This is a genomic window from Psychrobacter sp. NPDC078501 (assembly GCF_044900935.1).
In the GTDB taxonomy this organism is placed as follows: domain Bacteria; phylum Pseudomonadota; class Gammaproteobacteria; order Pseudomonadales; family Moraxellaceae; genus Psychrobacter.
The window spans coordinates 82,304-102,195 of the sequence record NZ_JBJDOS010000005.1 but is presented as its reverse complement, the minus strand read 5'-3'; the positions used below and the strand labels follow the sequence as shown (position 1 = coordinate 102,195).

General features: G+C 43.1%; 13 protein-coding genes and 1 pseudogene. 7 read left to right on the top strand and 7 right to left on the bottom strand.

From position 1 onward, the window contains the following. Window positions 1-9 precede the first annotated feature (9 nt). On the bottom strand, window positions 10-1,275 hold the full coding sequence (locus ACI2IW_RS10190) for a tyrosine-type recombinase/integrase (RefSeq protein WP_404693575.1): 1,266 nt from the start codon (window positions 1,273-1,275) through the stop codon (window positions 10-12). Window positions 1,276-2,590: 1,315 nt separating this feature from the next. Beyond that, complete coding sequence (locus ACI2IW_RS10185) at window positions 2,591-3,082, bottom strand: hypothetical protein (RefSeq protein ID WP_404693574.1); 492 nt, start codon at window positions 3,080-3,082, stop codon at window positions 2,591-2,593. A gap of 202 nt (window positions 3,083-3,284) precedes the next feature. Between ACI2IW_RS10185 and ACI2IW_RS10180 the strand changes: the two genes are divergently transcribed. Beyond that, window positions 3,285-3,953 carry a hypothetical protein gene (locus ACI2IW_RS10180; protein WP_404693573.1) on the top strand — a complete coding sequence of 223 codons (669 nt, stop codon included), beginning with the start codon at window positions 3,285-3,287 and terminating at the stop codon, window positions 3,951-3,953. Between the two features lie 90 nt (window positions 3,954-4,043). On the opposite strand, the gene ACI2IW_RS10175 is transcribed toward ACI2IW_RS10180, so the two are convergent. The 4 genes from ACI2IW_RS10175 to ACI2IW_RS10160 all read right to left on the bottom strand — a co-directional run bounded on the left by ACI2IW_RS10175 (window position 4,044) and on the right by ACI2IW_RS10160 (window position 8,145). Continuing rightward, window positions 4,044-4,289: a hypothetical protein gene (locus ACI2IW_RS10175; protein ID WP_404693572.1), complete on the bottom strand. Its 246-nt coding sequence runs from the start codon at window positions 4,287-4,289 to the stop codon at window positions 4,044-4,046. A 74-nt stretch (window positions 4,290-4,363) separates the two neighbouring features. Then, entirely contained in the window at window positions 4,364-5,107 is a 744-nt protein-coding gene (locus ACI2IW_RS10170; protein WP_404693571.1) for a zinc-dependent peptidase, read from the bottom strand. Window positions 5,108-5,281: 174 nt separating this feature from the next. Next, entirely contained in the window at window positions 5,282-7,336 is a 2,055-nt protein-coding gene (locus ACI2IW_RS10165; RefSeq protein ID WP_404693570.1) for an autotransporter domain-containing protein, read from the bottom strand. A gap of 224 nt (window positions 7,337-7,560) precedes the next feature. Continuing rightward, complete coding sequence (locus ACI2IW_RS10160; RefSeq protein ID WP_404693569.1) at window positions 7,561-8,145, bottom strand: TetR/AcrR family transcriptional regulator; 585 nt, start codon at window positions 8,143-8,145, stop codon at window positions 7,561-7,563. A 119-nt stretch (window positions 8,146-8,264) separates the two neighbouring features. Here ACI2IW_RS10160 and ACI2IW_RS10155 point away from each other — a divergent pair, with 119 nt between their 5' ends. Continuing rightward, a complete protein-coding gene (locus ACI2IW_RS10155; RefSeq protein WP_404693568.1) occupies window positions 8,265-9,704 on the top strand; it encodes an NAD(P)-binding protein in 1,440 nt (479 codons plus the stop codon). Window positions 9,705-9,742: 38 nt separating this feature from the next. Then, window positions 9,743-10,843 carry a DUF2855 family protein gene (locus ACI2IW_RS10150; protein ID WP_404693567.1) on the top strand — a complete coding sequence of 367 codons (1,101 nt, stop codon included), beginning with the start codon at window positions 9,743-9,745 and terminating at the stop codon, window positions 10,841-10,843. Window positions 10,844-11,019: 176 nt separating this feature from the next. Here ACI2IW_RS10150 and ACI2IW_RS10145 read toward each other — a convergent pair whose 3' ends face one another. Beyond that, a complete protein-coding gene (locus ACI2IW_RS10145) occupies window positions 11,020-11,658 on the bottom strand; it encodes a GDSL-type esterase/lipase family protein (protein WP_404693566.1) in 639 nt (212 codons plus the stop codon). A 221-nt stretch (window positions 11,659-11,879) separates the two neighbouring features. On the opposite strand from ACI2IW_RS10145, the pseudogene ACI2IW_RS10140 reads away from it, so the two are divergent. The 4 genes and pseudogenes from ACI2IW_RS10140 to ACI2IW_RS10125 form a co-directional block, all read left to right on the top strand. Further along, window positions 11,880-13,463 (top strand): annotated as a pseudogene (locus ACI2IW_RS10140) (circularly permuted type 2 ATP-grasp protein); the annotation flags it as partial. 854 nt (window positions 13,464-14,317) lie between these two features. Further along, on the top strand, window positions 14,318-15,103 hold the full coding sequence (locus ACI2IW_RS10135) for a transglutaminase family protein (RefSeq protein WP_201579743.1): 786 nt from the start codon (window positions 14,318-14,320) through the stop codon (window positions 15,101-15,103). Window positions 15,104-15,145: 42 nt separating this feature from the next. Continuing rightward, window positions 15,146-15,886, top strand: coding sequence for a peptidase (locus tag ACI2IW_RS10130; RefSeq protein ID WP_057760236.1), 741 nt, complete (start codon window positions 15,146-15,148; stop codon window positions 15,884-15,886). A 607-nt stretch (window positions 15,887-16,493) separates the two neighbouring features. Beyond that, window positions 16,494-19,883 (top strand): BRCT domain-containing protein, encoded by a 3,390-nt coding sequence (locus tag ACI2IW_RS10125; RefSeq protein WP_404693565.1) that lies wholly within the window; start codon window positions 16,494-16,496, stop codon window positions 19,881-19,883. Window positions 19,884-19,892 lie beyond the last annotated feature (9 nt).

Below are 19,892 nucleotides of genomic sequence, written 5' to 3'. Positions count from 1 at the left end.
AATAACTCTCTAACGACTCCGAAGATTATCTATATAATCTGCCCAATCTTGCATCATCTGTACCCTAGTATCGATTTCGTCAAGTCTGTTGTAAGCCCCGCCATGTGTGTCTTTTATCCTGTGACCTAGTTGTAATTCTGTGACGATGTCAGAATAGCGTAGCTCAGGCTGTTCCATGAGCAAAGTTTTAGCGGATGCTCGAAATCCATGCGCACACTGCACATCTTTGTATCCAAGCCGGTGGAATATCTGCACCAACGTCGCTTTACTAATATAAGCATTGCTTGAACCGCGCATCGAGGCAAATACATATTCCTTATGCCCAGTAATTGATTGAATATTTCGTAATCGCGCAATTACTTGCGTGGCTAAGGGAACAACTAAGTGCGAGACCATATCGTCACGACCTTCGCCCTTAGTCGGGGAGAATGCCCATGTATTATTATCCCAATCGATGTCATCCCAACGCATCGAGCGCAGATCGATACTACGTACAAACACATAAGGCAATAAGTTCATAGCTTCTAGTGTGATTTTGCTTGCGCCTTTAAAATTGGACATATCCTTTAAGAGAGTCGCAAATTGATCTGGTTTGGTGATGGCAGGCAAGTGATTGCCTGAATTGGCAGGGGCAAGCTCACCACGGGTATCGACAGCTACATTTCTATCGCACAACCCTCGAGCAACAGCGAATGAAAAGACTTTTTCAGTGTATAGCCGAGTGCTCGCACCAACGAAAGTCGCTTGATTGCCATTGTTTTGAATCGACTCGCACACACTCAGTATCATCTCACTGGTGATATCGTCCATTCTTAAATCACCAATCTCTTGGCACATATATCCTAGACATAAATCCCAGAACTTGAGGGTTGACTCACTGTATGACGGTTTTTTAGATTTACTTTGATTGCGACCTGCTGTTTTGTGTTCTCGCCATGCTTTTGCAATCTCAGAAAATGGTGCGTTTTTTAGGTGAGTATATTTATTGGTTTGTTCTTTTTGCTGGATAGCTTTAGGGTCAGAGCCTTTTGCGACCATATCAAGAATGGTGTCTGCTTTATACTTAACCTCATGGAGACTGACATCCTCAATCTTACCCAACATCATCCTAGGGCGTTTGCCCTCGATATGCGGATGGGAGTAACGTAAGTAGTATTCCTTTTTGCCATTTGGATAAATACGAAGACTTAAGCCAGCTACACCTGAGACACTGACAGAATAATCTTTGTCTCGGCATTCGAGCTTGTTGATATCGTTTGCTGTGTCGATAGCCATAATGTATATCCGTCATATGATAATTAAGGTTGATGATAGGTTTATGATTGATGACTTATAAAAAGTCTCTTCTGTAGAAAAATATAGAAGTATTGGACACTATCATGGACACTGGTATTCGTTAGTGTTGTTAGTAAAGCCTTTTAGATAATAGTTTTTAAGACGTAATTATCCCCAAGGTTCACTTGGGGATAATTATAGCATAGTGGCCAAATAGTGAGTAGGCCATACGCTGAATGGGTTAGACGGCATTTCCACCAGTTATTTCGATACATAGTTAAATGCGATTATGATATCCATGATTGATTCGGCAAGGAGTTGAGCATATTCTCTACAAAACACATGCTCCTGTACTCGGACAGAATATAAAAATCAGGGTCATAGTACTGTTCTGTGCAAATTTAGAATGCACCAATTTTTAGGGGTATATAGAAAATATATAACGAAAGGCTAGATATATTAAAAGATATCAATAGATAGCTCATTCCTTTTAAAAATGGCTTGATAACAATAAACAGAGGATGGCTGTTTGTGGGTAGATAAAATTATCACTATGCAAAAGAAAATAGAGTCAGTTCTAATGATTTCACAGTCTGTCTATGATTTAAATTTAAAAGGTTATACGTGATGACTTGGGCATAGTGTTGAAGGCTAGATAAGATTAGAAATATTCGAAGGAGTTATAACGTCTGACTGAGTTTTTGCAATTAAATCTGGGTTGGTGATATTAGAGGATTTCTAATCATACAAATGATGGTTATCAAAAATAGGCTATTAGCATATCTATATTGAAGACTTAGCCAGCGGACACAGATAGTAAATAAGCTATCGCAGACGAATAGCCATGATTATATCGAATAAAAAACTAAGGACGCATTTGGACATAGCCATTCGTATTGTCGCAAATCATAAAATATTAATAACCAGTCATACAGAGCATTCAAACCTTAACGTCTAATAAATCGTTAAAGGGTTGACGTAATAATATGCCTGTCAGAGATGCTTAGAAGTAAAACTGATCAAGCGTGAGCTATCATCTAAAAGATTCGGTTGAATTCACAGGACAGAGTTAGTCGGTGAGAGCTAAACAGTTTGGTAGGATGTTTATATCCAGTAGCATTAGAAGTATCTGATAATCCTGATTCTATAGTTAGTAAGGCTTAAGCCTATAACCTAATGAACCATATAGACTTAATTTAACATAATATACATTATGCGAAAACAAACCAACGGTTTTGGTAGTTAGGCGAAAAACCATTTATACCATGTCATTCTTATACTTTAGCTCAGATTTATTATTGGTTATAAAATCTTACTAACGACAAGTTTCAAGTAAATGCTGACGCAAAGTTTTGCCATCCTGATCTAAAACCACATCTGCAACTTGGCAGTTTTTATCATTGTCATCACATGACAACTCATAATAAATATCGCTACCTTGTGCCAAGCTAACCTGAACCAATCCTTGATCAGTTATTGAAAATTTTTTGTCTTGCGCATAGTCAGGATCTTGCGAGTTCCAAAGTACATCGTAATCTATATTGCAGGACGTCTGAGTTTTATCAAAATATTCTTGCTCAAGTTGCATGGCTGCTTGCAAGTCAGCATCAGCATATTGCTGCAGCACTACAGGATGACTCATGCCTTGGTCATCAATATCTTGTTGGTACATTTTCGTGATAGTCGCAATCTTTATATCAGCCATGGCATTTTGTTTCTGATCTACTTTTGATACATCCGCTATAGCGTGACCGACAGGCATCAGTCCTATGGTCAATAGTAATGTCAGCGATTTATATGTTGGCATCTTATTCTCTGCGAGCTTTTGTCCTATAAGTATTACCGACTATTACATCATACCTATATTCGGACTCTGCTGTATTATCGTATCATTCAGGTTTACTTACCAAAATATCGATTACATAGCGCTTTTATGGTATTTTTTACCAGTTCCCATGACAATTTATAGTGATGTTTCTTTCGCTAATAACTGTGCTAAGGATGATTTTATGATGACATTACCTGCTTTTTTTAAGGAAAAATCTGCGACATTAGCCTCTAGCAGCCTTCTGCTATTCACGCTAGCTGCGACGGGTTGTCAGTCTGCTTCTGAGTCCAGCGAAGCCATTGTATCTCAGCCAACCAGTAGCTCATCAACACCTATTAATGCTGATATCAGCCAGCAAACCCTTAGACAGCAAGCGTTACGTATACAGCGTGCATTGGCAAATAAGGACTTTTCTAGAATCACTAATGATATCCATCCAACACGTGGCGTTCTTTTTTCGATGTACGCTTATGTACGGCCTGAGTCAGATAAAGTCTTTAGCCGCGGGCAATTTGCACAGTATTTACAGCAGTCCAATATCCAATTTACTTGGGGCGAAAAAGATGGTACTGGCGATCTGTTGGTCACGCCGTTGCCTACTTATTTGGATACTTGGGTAGATGGCAAAAAGTTCAATAACGCTAGTATCAATGTTAATGAATTTAAAAGTAACGGCAACTCTATCAATAACTTAAAAGAAATATACCAAACATCAGATGTTGTAGAATTTTATTATAAAGGCACTGATGAGTATGAGGGTATGGACTGGCGGGTACTACGCTTGGTATTTGATGAGTATCAAGGCAAGCGTTACCTAGTGGCCATTATTAATGATCAATGGACGGTTTAAGGCGTAGAAAACGATTACCCGACAACTTCTATAAGACTGGTTTAAATTGACAGCCTACTCTATCTGGTTATAAATGCTATATATATTCAATTAAATATATATAGCAGCTTGTGCTACATGGTTTTTGATATGGTTTTTAATAATAATCTTTTTTACTAGCCCTCTAACGATAGCATATTCGTAATAGCGCTGTAACCATACAAACGTCTGCGTATAGCGGCTTATACTCTCAACCAGTTCGCGTCCTTCGTCAGTTTTAAGCTCGGGACTTTGTGCGGTTTTTTTGATTAATTTTAGCGCTTGTTGTAGCTCGCTTAAGTTTTTATAGTTGATCACCTAAGCTTCCCTAATTCCAATATGCTTATGCTGTTTTAAATACAGCTTACTATCACCATCTCTATAAGTATCATTTATAACGGCGTCTGACGAAAGAATTTCACCATAATCTCATAAATATCCGGATAAGCATCAACCAGCTTTTGCGGCGTTTCAAAAAACACTTCACTCAGAACCGCAAAAAACTCGGCAGGATTGGTTGCGCCATAACGATCAAGCCCTGACTTGCGATGGGTTTGAAAATCTTCAAAATCTCGCGACATAATCTGTGTCCACTGAGCAGGATCCATATCAGGTTGCAGTGGCGGAAAGCCATTGGCGCGGCCATTCATCATATCAAGCTTATGGACAAATTCATGAATGACAACGTTATGTCCGTCACGTTCGCCTGAGTGCTTGGCATCTTTCCATGAAAGAATAACAGGCCCTCGCAGCCATGCTTCCCCGCTACGGTGCTGAGTGCCTTCGTGGACGATACCAAACTCATCTACCGTAGTACTGTTACTCTTGTACGAGCCAGGATAAATAATAATCGATGACCAGCCAGAATACCAATCAAGGCCTAAGTTCAAGATAGGCAAACAGGCTTGTAGTGCAATAGACTGTCTGACAGCATTGGTAATCTCAAAACCTTGTGCACCATTGATGAATTTATCGGCCAAAAATAACGTTGCAAGCTCAAATAAATGTGATAGCTCATCGGTACTTAATCGATCCAATATGACAATACGTTCGGCTACCTTTTTCCAGTCAGCATGGCTAAATTCACTATTATCTAATATACGCTGTTCACGCCAATCTTTTATGATGCCAAACATACATGCCACCCCTATTCTTTTAATATTTCGAACACATTGATATTACTGAACCTGATTATTGTAGCGTCAATCAGTAATACGCACTTATAATTAATATATTGACATGCATAAGCAAAAAACGCTGCTCATAAATGAATTATTGAGCAGCGCAGTCTGACATTCATACATTAAGATTTAAAATTGATACTGCAATCCCAGCTGTACTGAGCTGTCTTTATCGTCACGTGCAAAGGTGGTATCGCCATTCAGATACGCATAAACGTTTTTATGAACCTTGTTACTCACACTCAGCTCAAAACGTCCATAGTCATCATCTTTATCTGTTTGGGTAATACTAACGTTTCTCGTTTGTCCATCAGCTAAAGACGTTGTCGATAAACTATCTATTAAACCATCGTCGATAACATGCACATAAGCGATTTTACCTTGAAGTTTGGCAGGCGTACCCATCAAACTAAAGCCATACTGTAACTGGTAACCAAGCTCTGAATCCCATGCCTCGCTAGAGGTGCTATCAACCTTTAACGCAGTGCGAGAGTTTGCATTGCCGCTAGTATAGCCATCTATATCTGTATCACTGTAATTCAGACCCAAAAAGGCGCCATGTGCGACATTTTTCTGAATAAGAAAGTTATAGCCAAGCTCATTGTATGCGCTAAACACATCGGCATCCGCATCACCGCGTTCGCTATTGTTGATAATATTGATGCCGTCATTACCATCCAGTTTTACCGTTCTATTAACGTCCAAGTCATGTTTAGATAAACTCAGAGATGTGGTGTTCCACCAAGCCGTGTCTTTGCCGCCCAATAAAGAATAGGCTTGCACACCATAGCTTGTGTCTTTTTTAATGCCGTTTTCTACGGTGTTATTGTTTTGATTGGCCGCTTGCACACCTGCGCCAACACGCCAGCTTGGCTGTACCATATATTCACCATATAGACCAATATTGGCGCGAGTGCCTTCTTGTGCGTCCTCAGCATCCACGTAGCTTTGAGAGCCATCTACCCAAACCTGAGTACGCGACTCGGAATCAAAAGGCTCCGCATCGTCGAGAGTATGCAATGCCAAAGCATTGGCGCGCTCAAACACCGCTGAGTGCGAGTCGGTAGCACTGTCCTGTAAAGCTAAGCCCATCGTATTTTGAAGATTGAGCGCACTTTTGGTTGAGGCGATGATATCGGCATTGGTTTGTTCAACAATCAATCTGCTGATGATACGAGAGTAGTCACGCATTCTTTGCGCTATGCGCTCTTCACCAAAGGCCGCAGTAAGCACCTCTTCATTATCTAATGCAGGGTTATGCCACGTATAGCCACCTGGAATATCTGGGTTTTCAGTTTGCGTGTAACCATCATAATCAGGCCCAAGGGCCCAGTTGGTTGCCTCAAACCCTACGACCTGCATGACACTATCAAAAGACTCCTGATCGCTACAGCAGCCAACGCCATAAGGCTCGTATGGCTCTGTCTCACCTGGTGCGATAATAGCTGGATTGACTTCTAGTGTAATACCAAGCTCTTTTGCAATACGCAGCGCATTTTCACGCAAACTTACATTGGCAGCCACTTCGTTGCCATCATTATCGTAAGCATTTCGCCCTGCATTAGCGTACATTTTGTCGCCTGTAATCAGACTGTCTAGGTTAATCATGCCCAGTGCTGTTGATTTTTCCGCGTCCGTTAATTGATCAACAAACGCCCTTGAACCATTGAGACCGCCCTCCTCTGCACCAAATGCCACAAATTGGATGTCATGCTCTGTCTCAATACCTGTCAGGTTTCTGGTCAACTCAGTTAAGACGCCAGACCCAGAAGCATTATCGTCCAGTGCCTCTAGGTTTTCGTAGTTTGGATAGGCAACGGCAGAATCATAATGTGCACCGACAAATAGCGTTCTGTTGGTGTCAGAACTGCCTTTTTGGGTCACGACAACGTTATTACTCGTTAACGTCTGACCTCTGAATAAACCACGAGGCGCTACGAAATCAAACGTTTGACGATTGACTTGGTTGTTACTGCCATCGATGGTCATGCGCTGCTGCATATAATCAGCAGCTTGGACTTCTTTATCGGAACCTGTATAACGACCAGCATAGTCACGGGCAAGCGTCAGCGCCGTTTCTGTACCATAATCACCGTAGTTGGCCTCTGCAAATACTTGCGAGCCTGTAAGCAGTGTCAGCGCCGCAACCACTGAAATCTTAAGCGGTGATAAGTTAGTATCCAAACTGCTTCTCCTTGGTTAAAGAACTGTAAACGATACTGAAAAATAACCTAAAGTAGTGCAGTTTACAAGATAAAAGACATATGTTTGCTTACTTGATTTTTAAGTAAAGCGATGGATTATTTAAACGCTATGTACCTACCTGCGAGCAATATTTACGAATCGCTGTTTAATATTTATTGTCACCTTCATGCTGCTTATTTACCGGGTTGTTCGGAAAGGCTTTATTAATGCCTAGCTTTGGTTAAGTCAATAGCATCCAACTGTACTTCAACCACACGAAGTGCCATCGTCTTCCAGTCTAGCTCCAGTCCATCGGCGAACACCACATGGTGACTGATACTGACGTACCCATGTACGATAGCCCAGATATCTAACGCTATTTGCCGACGTTCCGTCACGCTAGCATCCTCTGATAAATAAGAACCCGCCACCCGAACCAACTTTGAAAATGCACTATCTCTTGCTGCAATGGCCTCGATTGAGGGCTGATATCCTGCATCAGACTCCCCAAAAATCAGCCGATAATGCGCTTCATATTTCTCGCCTACATTAATATACCCTAGGCACGCCTCTAGCACTTGTTCTTTGCTTGCCTTACCTTCCGGAATGACATCCATGGCTTCACGGACAAGATTAAATCCTTCTATGTACAGCGCATCTAGTATGCCTTGCTTACCTTGAAAATGACTGTATATACCGATGGTGGACAGTCCTGCCCGCTTAGATATAGCGCGTACACTCAAGGCATCCCCACCCCCTTCTAAGAAAAGCTCAGATGCGGCGTTTAGTATTTTGGTTCTAGCATCCATTAGATTCTCACTATATCTTGACAGTTATAACAGTGTTATTCTAGTATATAACACTGTTATGCACAAACAATTATGAATTGATTGTATCGATAGAAACTCAACTTAAGAGTAAGGACGCTATGAGTATTCAACAGCTAGAAACGGATTATCTAATCATTGGTAGTGGCGCGGTGGGCATGGCTTTTGCCGATGTGCTGCTCACAGAAACAGATGCTAATATTATTATCGTCGATAAACATCATAAGCCAGGTGGTCATTGGAACGATGCCTATTCGTTTGTCACACTGCATCAGCCATCGTCTTTTTATGGCGTTAGCTCACGTGAGCTTTGCGGCGGTATGATTGATAAAATTGGTTTAAATAAAGGCTTGTCCGAGCTGGCGTCAGGCGCAGAAGTCATGGCGTACTTTGATAAAGTCATGAAGCACACGTTTTTACCAAGTGGCCGCGTGCAGTACTTTCCGATGTGTGAGTACAAAGGCGACGGTAAGTTTTCATCGTTGCTGTCTGATACTAGCTATGAGGTTAAGGTCAATAAGAAAATCATTGATGGTACTTATTTTAAAACTTCAGTACCAGCGACCCATACCCCAAACTTTGAGATTGCTGAAGGTGTTAAGTTTGGGCCGCTAAATGATTTGCCGAGTTTAACCAAACCCCGTGATGGTTACGTGATTATCGGCGGCGGAAAAACAGGTATAGATGCGGTTTTATGGCTACTAGAAAACCAAATTGATCCAGACCATATCATGTGGATTATGCCAAGAGATGCTTGGCTGATCGATCGTAAAAACACCCAACCCTCTCGTGAATTTTTCACCCATACTATTGGAGCACAGGCTACTCAAGCAGAAGCGATTGCTGAAGCTGAAAACATCGAAGACTTGTTTAATCGTTTAGAAAAAGGCGGCGTATTAATGCGGATTGATCCAAATGTACGCCCGAAAATGTTTCATGGTGCTACCATTAGTAGCGACGAGCTTAAGCAATTACGCCGTGTTAAAAACATTGTACGTAAAGGTCGCGTGACCCGCTTAGATACTGACAAAATTTATTTTGGTGAGGACAGTATTTCTACCACCCCCAACACCATGCATATCGACTGCTCTGCACGGGCAGTACCAGTGACAGAGACGTACGATGTGTTCAAAGGTGATACTGTGGTGGTACAAACCGTACGTACCTATCAGCCTGTATTTAGTGCCGCATTTATCGCCCACATCGAGACCAATTACGATGACGAAACCATCAAAAATGAGTTGTGCCAAGTGGTGCCAATCCCAAATCATGATACGGACTTTTTGGTTGGGCTTGTTAAACAAATGCAGAATCAGATGCGTTGGTCAAAAGAGCCTGCGCTACGTGAATGGATGATTAACAATCGATTAGATGGCTTCACCAAATTGGTACGAGCCAGCGAAGACACCCCGCCTGAAGAGCTTGCTATTCTTAAGCGTCTAAAAGAAGCAGGACCAAAAGCCGCTGCAAACATGCCCAAGCTCATGGGCGAAGTCATGCAAATAACGGCAGCGCGTCAAGCCAAAACTGCTAATGCTTAATCTGATGACCATAAAGTAAAATAAAAAAGGGAATAACCATGCAAGAATTTCAGACCAACAAAGCAAACTTAACCCAAGCTCGCCTGCAAGAGACGCCTGTACATACCCTAGGTGATGGCGAAGTACGTGTCAAAGTTGATCGCTTTGCCTTTACTGCAAATAATATTACTTATGCGGTCATGGGTGACCAATTACGCTATTGGCAGTTTTTTCCGCCAAATGGCAACGAGCCCGAAAAATGGGGTATTATTCCAGTCTGGGGATTTGGTGATGTGATCGAATCAAATAGCGATGCACTACCGGTTGGTGAGCGCTTATTCGGTTACTTCCCGCCCGCCAATGAGTTAATCATAACGCCCAAGCGAGTCACGCAGAGCAGCTTACTAGATGGTAGTGTCCATCGTTCCGAGCTACCACCCGGTTATAACCTATATCAGCGCGTCAATCATGAACGAGGCTATGACCGCGCTCATGACGATCAGCGCATGCTGTTGTTCGTATTGCATCTGACCTCATTTTGCTTACATGACTTATTGAAGAGTAATGACTGGTTTAGTGCAGAGCAAGTGGTGATTATCAGTGCCTCTAGTAAGACCAGTACAGGTTTAGCATACGGCTTAGTTGATGATAAAGACACACCGCACGTTATCGGTCTCACATCAAACCGTAATATAGATTTTGTTAAGTCAATTGACGCTTATGACAGTGTGCTTAGCTATGACACGCTAGAGCAGATTGATGCGACTAAGACGACAGTTATTGTCGATATGTCGGCCAATACCGATGTGCTCAGCCGTCTACATAGACACTTAGGCGATAACATGCGCTACACCAGCAATGTCGGTCTTACGCACTGGGACGAACCACGTCATACCGAAGGTATCATTCAAGCGCGTAGCCAACAGTTTTTTGCGCCCAGTCATGTACAGCAACGTATGAAAGAATGGGGTCCTGAAGAATTTAATAAACGCTCTATGCATTACATCATGAATAGCACCGCAAAAACTAGTGCGTGGTTAAAGATTCAAGAGCTTGATGGAGTCAATGGCTTACTAGAGGTTTATGAAGATATCTGCGAAGGTAAGATAGCCGCTGATGAAGGTTTGGTAGTCGTCATGGGTGACAATGAAAAAGACTAGGCTATTAAATTTATCGACTATTTGTCATTAGCAAAATGAAAATAAAAAGTAGAGAGCCTAGTCAATCAGCTCTCTGCTTTTTTTGTGCTTTATACACTGACTACAGACATACGCTCTACTCACAGTTTTTAAGTTTAAAGGCTTTTAAACTTAAAAACTGTGGTTTACATTGCGGTTTAGCGTACCCACCCTTCGTCTTTTAGATAATCATGCAGCCCTTCAGCGAACTGTCTATATCCTGCTGCATTGGCATGAATTTTATCAGATTTCAATGCATCATCTGACAGTACAGTTGACCAGCCATCAGAATACAGAGGTATGCCTTCAGCTTCCGCAATATCTTCATACAGTGGATTATCACTGGCTTTTCCAAACAAAGCACTAGTACTGAGATGCGGCTCAGCGATTAGGACAACGTCAATATTTTTGGATTGCAAAGTATCGATAGTCGCGATGATATTATCCCGCGTCGTATCAGGTGCAATGCGCTGCAATACATCATTGCCGCCCACACCCAATAATACTAAATCAGGATTTTGCTCAGTGATCTCATTCACTCGAGTAAGCACATCTGCAGAAGTATCACCATTGACACCTGCATTAACGACGTTCCATTTGCTTAGCTCTGCTAGCACCGTAGGATACGCTGTTTCAGTATTTGCTCCATAGCCATAGGTCAATGAGTCCCCAAGTGCGACCACTGTGCTACCAGCGGGCAAGATATCTTGTTGTGGTTCGCTACCACAGCCAGTCACACTGATAGTCGCTGACAACCCTATACCTGCCAGCATTAAGAACCTACCACGTAGCTTCATGTCTTCTCTCCTCCTGTTTTTATTGAGTTAAACTTATTAAAATTAGGTTAAAGTTTTTAAAAATCTATTATTTAACTCTTGTTGTATATTGCTCAGTAACCGTTGTATAGTTCATACAGGAGATAGACTACCTGTTGGGCGCAGTACAAGTGCTACTCTACTTAGCATAGACAGTGTATTCATCATAAAGTATAACTTTACCAAGGATACGTGAGGTATTTATGAATAAAACAGCATCTCAAAGTCAGTCTAAAGATGGAAACCCAGACAAAGAAAAATCTGCAAATCAGAGTCAGAGTCAATCTATTAAATCAACCAGTACCGATACCACAAGTCCTCATTCAACGACAGTCACAGACGCCTTAAGAAAAGACACTTCAGAAAAACCTGAGCAAAAACCACAAAGTTTCGATGAATTGCAGATCAGTAAGGGTAAGTATCGCCCAGTGGCACAAGCTGTTGGCCATTGGCTTGATAACATCAACATGGATGCCCTCAATTATCTAAACGAACAAGCAGAAAATATCTTTTACCGTAAAGGGGTCACCTTTACCGTCTATAGCGATGCCAAAAATATCGAGCGTATGATTCCGTTTGATATCATTCCACGCATTATTGCAGCGAGCGAATGGAAACAAATAGAAGCAGGTTGTAAACAGCGTATCACGGCTCTCAATGCATTCTTACATGATATCTACCATGACCAAGCCATCATGAAGGCAGATATTGTCCCTGCCAGCTACGTCTATGCTAGTGGCTGCTATGAGCCATGGATGATGGGCATTGAGCTCGACAAACCTATCTATTCTCATATCAGCGGTATTGATTTGATTCGAGACGAGACAGGTAAATTTTGTGTGTTAGAGGATAACTTGCGTACTCCCTCAGGCGTCTCATATATGCTTGAGAGCCGAAATATATCAGAGACACTATTAGCTGATATATTTACTGAAACGCCTATTATGGGTATTAGTGATTACCCTAGCCGTCTCAAAGCCTGTCTTGCCAGCTCAACATCCAAATATGATCCACAAGTCGTCATTTTAACGCCAGGTCGCTTTAATAGTGCCTATTATGAGCATGCCTTCTTAGCGCATGAGATGAATGTACCACTCGTCCATGGTTATGATTTGGTCGTTGAAGACAGCAAAGTCTATATGCAAGGCATTCGCGGCAAGGTACAAGTCGATGTGATCTACCGCCGCATTGATGATCCCTATATTGATCCGTTAGCCTTTAAATCTGACTCCATATTGGGTGTATCAGGGCTAATGAGTGCTTATCGCGCTGGCAACGTGGTGATCGTTAACGCCCCAGGTACGGGCGTGGCCGATGATAAGAGTTTATATCCTTTTGTACCGGATATGATTAAATTCTATTTAAATGAAGAGCCTATCCTACCTAATATCGAGACATACCAGTGCCGTAAGCCTGACGATCTAAAATATGTGCTCGACAATCTAGATAAGCTGGTGGTAAAAGAAACGCAAGGCTCAGGCGGCTACGGGATGCTCATTGGTCCAACATCAACCAAAAAAGAAATCGAAGAATATCGCCTGCGCTTGCTTGAAAACCCAGCCGGGTTTATTGCCCAACCGACTATATCATTATCTACCAATCCTACTGCCGTAAGCGACGGTATCGCACCGCGTCATATTGACTTGCGTCCCTTTATCCTCAGTCATGGTGATGGCACAGTAGATATTGTACCTGGTGGTCTGACACGAGTGGCCATGGTTGAAGGCTCTTTGGTCGTCAATTCATCACAAGGCGGCGGTATCAAGGATACTTGGATTATTGATGATAGCGATTTAGACAGCCAGCAAACCGACAAGTGCTCGCCTTTATCATCAATAGGTGTCAATGCTTCAGGGCACGCGAACTATTATGATCGCGTCCAACCCTTAGAAACAGGTTACGAGAGTTTAGATGATGCGCCCATGATACTGCTACTCTCTACCGCCAGTCACTTAATATGGCTAGGCCGATATAGTGAGCGTCTGTATTACTACGACGATGTTATGAAACAACTTATCAAAGGCGATCTCAAAAAATCACAGATTAGGCATTTAATCAGTCACCTAGGGTTTGCCGTTGATGGTGAAGTGTCACTTACCACCATGAAAGCACAAATGATGGCTGATTTGGAACAAAACATCATACCCAATATCGTGCAATCGATTGAGGATAATGTCCAAGAGGCCAAAGGTGTCATTGGTAAAGATACTGCTGAGTTATATAACTTGATCAAGCGTTTATCGAGTGCTGGCACGTATCGAGCAGCGACCTTGCAGCTACATGCGTGTAACGCTGCGATGAAACAAGAGAATCCGACAGTGACTTGCTTCTGGCAATTAGGGCGTCACTTTGAGCAGCTTGAGCGTGCCGTCTTGTTAGGAGAAGATTCAACAGAGGTCAGTTTTGAATTCAGACACTGGATTAATGAGTTGCCGGAGAATACGCGCTGGCGTGAACTTATCCGCTTGACCAACCAGATGATCAGGTCAAAGAAATTTAGTGATTTTGCGCTGATTAGCAAGGAGTTCAATCTCATATTGCGTCAAGGTGTATAGAAGGTGTCTAGCCAAAAACCAATAACAACGGCTCATGAGACATATGGAATAAACAGAAAATAGAAAGATGCTATAAGGAAAATGCCATGAAACTTCAAATCAGTCACCAAACCAACTATTATTACGATGAGCTGGCACAGCGCAGTGTACAGTATATACGCATGACCCCCATGCAAATGCCGCACCAAACCATACATAAATGGGATGTGATGCTCCCTAAAGTGGCGACCAACCAAAAAGACGGCTTTGGTAATGCATGGCTCACGCTCAGTCGTAACGAGGCACATAACAACTTACAAATGCAGGCGTCGGGTATCGTTGAGATCAACACCGAAACCGAACGACTAGAGGATATGGATCATGTCCCCTACCTGCTATTTACCGTACAAACCCCATTGACCAAATGTTCACAAGAGATGCGAGAATTTGCAGCGCCATATCTAAAAACGCCCACTCATGACAGTCTAAAGGCAATGGCGAATGCCCTTATTATGAAAATGCCCTTCGTTAAAGACGTCACGCATGTGGGTACGACCGCTGCTGAGGCGTTTGCGACAAGTGCAGGTGTGTGCCAAGACCATACGCATGTGTTTTTAAGTATCTTGCGCGATCAACAGATTCCAGCGCGTTATGTGTCCGGTTATCTGTATGACGATACCGAAAATCACATGGCCAGTCACGCATGGGCTGAGGTTTGGCTGGATGGTTACTGGTATACTTTTGATATCTCAAATCAGGCATTTACCCCAAACTCACATGTGTATGTGGCTATTGGGCGAGACTATTTAGATACGGCGCCTGTTCGCGGCGTGCGTATGGGCGGCGGTTACGAAAATCTTTACAGTTTGGTATTAGTCAAAAAGCTATCATAGCGTTTGCTATTTTTTATTACGTTTATTCATCAAGGGTATCTTATGACTTATTGTGCTGCCATTCGTCTAAAAGACGGTATGGTCTTTGCCAGTGACACGCGCACGAATGCCGGTGTTGATCACATATCGACATTCAGAAAGTTGTATCAATACGGCGTTGAGGGCGAGCGCTTTATGGTGCTACAGACAGCTGGCAGCTTAGCGACATCGCAGGCAGTGTTCAATAAACTACAAAGCGACATTGACCAGCGTGCTGAGAGTAACCTCAACACAGTAGCGACGTTGTTTGATGCCGCGCAAATGGTTGGTGAATGTATGCGTGAAAAGATGAACCATGCAAAAGCAGTCGCTAACTCTAGTCGCGATGGCGCCTTTACCAGCTCGTTTATGCTTGGTGGTCAAATCAAAGGACAGCCACCTGAGCTATACCTGATTTATCCTGAAGGCAATTGCATCAAAGCCACAGAAGATACGCCCTTCTTTCAGTTAGGCGAAAGCAAATATGGCAAACCTATTTTGGATCGTTCTGTCAGCTATAACACAGATGTAAGACACGCAGCACGTGCCTTGATGCTATCATTTGATTCCACGATTCACTCAAATCTATCAGTCGGTATGCCGATAGATTTTGTACTTTATGACAATGACAGCCTAGCTCTGCCCAATGGCCGACGTATTGATGAGCGTGATGAATATTTTAATACCATCCGTCATCAATGGTCAGATGCGTTACGTCGCACGTTAGTTGAATTGCCAAAATGTCCTGATGGTTATTGGGGGTAAATAGTTCCGTATAAAATCATATTTTCTGTAATAAAAAGCCCTTTGTCTATCATAAAGGGCTTTTTATTATCACCTAATAATCAGGCAATAAAAAACCGGAGTAGCGCTGAATAAACAGCCCTACTCCGGTTTTGCTTTAAAGGCCTTGAATGCCATCATAATGATGTCACACTCAATTGTTGTGTAATCTACCTCATGACCTGGTACATGGAAGACTCACTGGACTGCACCTAGATAAAGGCCCTAGTGCATTAGCTCAATCACGATTGCGTGATTGCGCCAGCGAGCTAATGACACTAGGGCCTTTATCTAGGTATTAGCAGGACTGAAACAGTCTTCCTTGGGTAAAATGTAATGGCTTGACTCGTGGACGACGCAACGTCGCCCCTCACCGTAAACGGTGAAACGCTAAATCTCACAACTTGTTAAGTTTGCCTCATAATAGTTATTATTGTCAATATATAATTGCAAATAAAATTAGGCGCGACGCTATATGTCGCAGCCCATATATTTCCTTACAAAAGTCCTTGATATTTTCTGTGAAACGCGCTTTTATGGTGCTACAAAATTACGCGCACTGACAAAATAAAAATTAAGGCAAATTTCTATGAGTCTGTCATTTTCACAAATTCAGCAAGCTTGGCAAGTCCAAGATCCAAGTTTGGTCGATAAACTATGTACATTGGCAACTCAAGCTGATGCGATTCCTGAGACACCCATCCCTGAGCATGAGCTTACTTTTGATCGGTTTTTAGATAAGATATTTAGTCATCAGTTTCGGGAGCAACACCCCGAAGTACAGTTTGCAGAGCGCGTGGCAATGATTGCTAAACTGGAAGCAGACGAAGGCGTTTACCCCCTCCCAGATCGCTACAAAATCCACATAATACTGACCGCACTGTGGGAAGATGGCAGCGCGTACTCTAGAGCCATCTTAAAACAAGCCATTACGGCTTTGCCAGTCAGCTACGGTGTGTGGAAAGGTTTAAAGCGCATTTATAAGCAAGCAGAATTTTCTCAAGATTATGAGATATTTGGGCAAATAGCCGCCAAGATTGATTTACAGCGTTTCAATCAAACCGCCAACTCTGCGGTCAGCCTAGCGACCAAAACCTATATGAGCCTTAGAGCATGGCGTTATCTGCGCCAGTTGGGTCAGCAAATGCCAATTGGCTACATTGATGCCGCCGTCTCTGTACTCGCCAGCTATGACGAAACCATGACGGCAGGCAGCCTTGAACAAACGAACAGCTGGGTGCTCAATCATATCTGTTTTCATAACAGCCTTGATTATGGCGTCAATCGATTCAGCAGTCGCTCACCTCGCAAGCTCTTTGATGCAAAAGGTCGCGCGTTCTCTGAGGAATGGCAACGAGACCCTGAACCACTTATCCAGCTATTGGCCATCGCTAAAAACGAGGCTATCAGACAGTTCGCAACCGATAGCCTAAAGCATGACTTTAAGACCCAATTGCGTGATGTGAGTGGTGAGACGCTACAATATCTATCTGCTGGACAAGCGCACAGTAAAGCGCGGGATGAGATGATTGTTTGGCTATTAGAAAACTCACCGCATTTTGAAAAGTCTAAATTTCAAACATTGGACTTGCATCAAGTGGTGCTAAAGCTACTCCATTCACACTATCCTGCCGCCTATCAATATGCGATTGGCTATGCCAAAAGCTATGCTCAAGACTTATCGCTCACTGAGCTGATGTTACTGGCCATGTCAGATTATGAACCTGTTAGAGCATTTGCCATCAATAGTATCCTGAGTCGTGACCCTGTTGCTGATATTGGTATCAACGGTTGGGGTCAGCTATTAGATACCGAACATCACTATCAAACCGCGAGCAAACAACTTAACAAACACTTTACGAGGCGCGATTTAACCCCTGAATGGTTTTTTGAACGATTGACTAGTGGTAGAACACACAGCGTAAAGTTTGCGATAAAAAAGCTGCCTGAGCTTTATAGTGCCAAAGAGCTGGGCGCTGAATACTTTATTCGCGTTGCCCAGCAGTTAGATATACCAGAAGTACACGACTTCTCTGCTAATAACGACAGCGACTGTATGGACTTTGCGTTAGATCAGCTCAGACGTTTGGATTTGAGCCAAGTAAACGCTGACGTGTGGCAAATACTGCTATTACATCCACTGTCGCAACCCACTATTACCGATTGGTTTGATGAAGATGTACTGTCAGCCGCGACGCTTGATATGAGCTATTGGCATGCACTTGCCTATGAGCCTGATTGGCAATTGAGTGAATATGTTGAGCAATTGAAATCTGCTGACACTCCTATTAAAAACTGGCAAAAGTACTTGGCCTTTGATGAGTACTTAGCAGAAAACGTGAGGAATTGGCTGTCTGATGTGCGTCGGTTTGCGCCGATAGATTTAGGTTTCGACTGGCTTATGAATCTTGCACATAGCGAACAAGCCCTCTATCGTGAATTTGCTATTGAACGCATTAACAAAGGGTTCTTGCCTGCCGACTTTATCGCATATCTTGACAGTAATGAAGACGCCTCTACTGACAACGCTTCTAGTAATGGCACTGACAATAAAGACTCAAATAGCGATGCTGCTACTGAAGTAGATTTAACTGGCCAACGGTATTTATTCACAGGCAAGATGCAAAGTATGACTCGTGGCGAGGCCGAAAAAGTTGTGAAAGCAGCTAATGGTACTATTAGCAGCGCCGTCAACGGCAAGTTAGATTACTTAGTCATCGGTGATGATGGTTCACCGTTATACGGTAATGGCCGTAAAGGTAGCAAGCAAGTTAAAGCCGAAAGCTTAATCGCCGATGGTGCTGCCCTAAAGATTATTTCCGAAACAGCTTTTTTACAGATGCTGAGTGGTCAATCGAGAGAGGTATCTGAAGACGATACTTTTGCAGGTGCCAACGCACTGTGGCATATGGCAACAGATGACGCTACTGCACCTATCAGTGAGCTTGCGATCAGCTATCTCAGTCATCATCATGAACAGATCTGTATGGCACTGACTGACAGACCTGTCGATCCCGATGCGATTATTCCTTCTTCATTTTTTGATGCAGAGCGTGTCATTCCTTTACTTCAACACCGTAACAGCCAGCTGCGAGAATTTGGCTTATTACTGAGTGAGTATGAGATGGCGACGTGGCAACCAACGCCAACCCTATGGCTGATGATGGCAGAATCTCCCTATACTGAAGTCACGCAACTGCTGAAGCGTGCGCTATTGGATAAGCCATCCGTTGCCAATCGACGTTATCACGTTCAGTCAGCACAATTGAATGCTAGCATGCTGAATGCGTTGATTGAAAGCAAAGCGCGAGTCGCTCGCCAAATCGGTATCACCCTACTACAGCGTCATGCCAATTTCCAAGATGTGCAGTCTTTATATCGATTGACCCAAAGCACAGACCGTGAAGTACGTTATGCCGCTGTGACCATGCTATGGAAACACTACAAGGCGCGTCACGTATCCCCAAACTGGCAACCAACCAGTAGCGATAGTAAAGATAAAGATGCTGCACCAGATAAAGACAGCAGCGCTCAACCAGTCATAACAGAGCAGTCAGATAAACGTTTGGCAAGCTTGCCTGCAGAAATCGATCAATTATTAATGCTGCTACGCCGTGGTCTCTTTGAGCTACCGCCTGGACGTCTAGGCGGTTCGCAAGCGTCAAGTGCTAGTGACAGCAGTAAGCATAAGCAACAACGCTACTCAGATAAGCGCTCGTCATCAGAGCAAACTGAGTCAGATAGCAACATCACACTAAAACCCATATCTGCGAGTCGTGCCAAATTGGCGTTGATTGAAACGTTCCGTGATGTGGCATTGGCTGACAGCACCTTCGCGGCGCTCATTATGCCCATACTGTTCACCTTTACGCACTCGGCAGGCAAGATGGAGCGTCATGCGTGTTTGGTTGCCGTCACACGATTATTGCATCGCTATCCTGAGCTATCTAAAAATCTGCAGCCAGTGGCATCGGCTTAACGGCTTTGG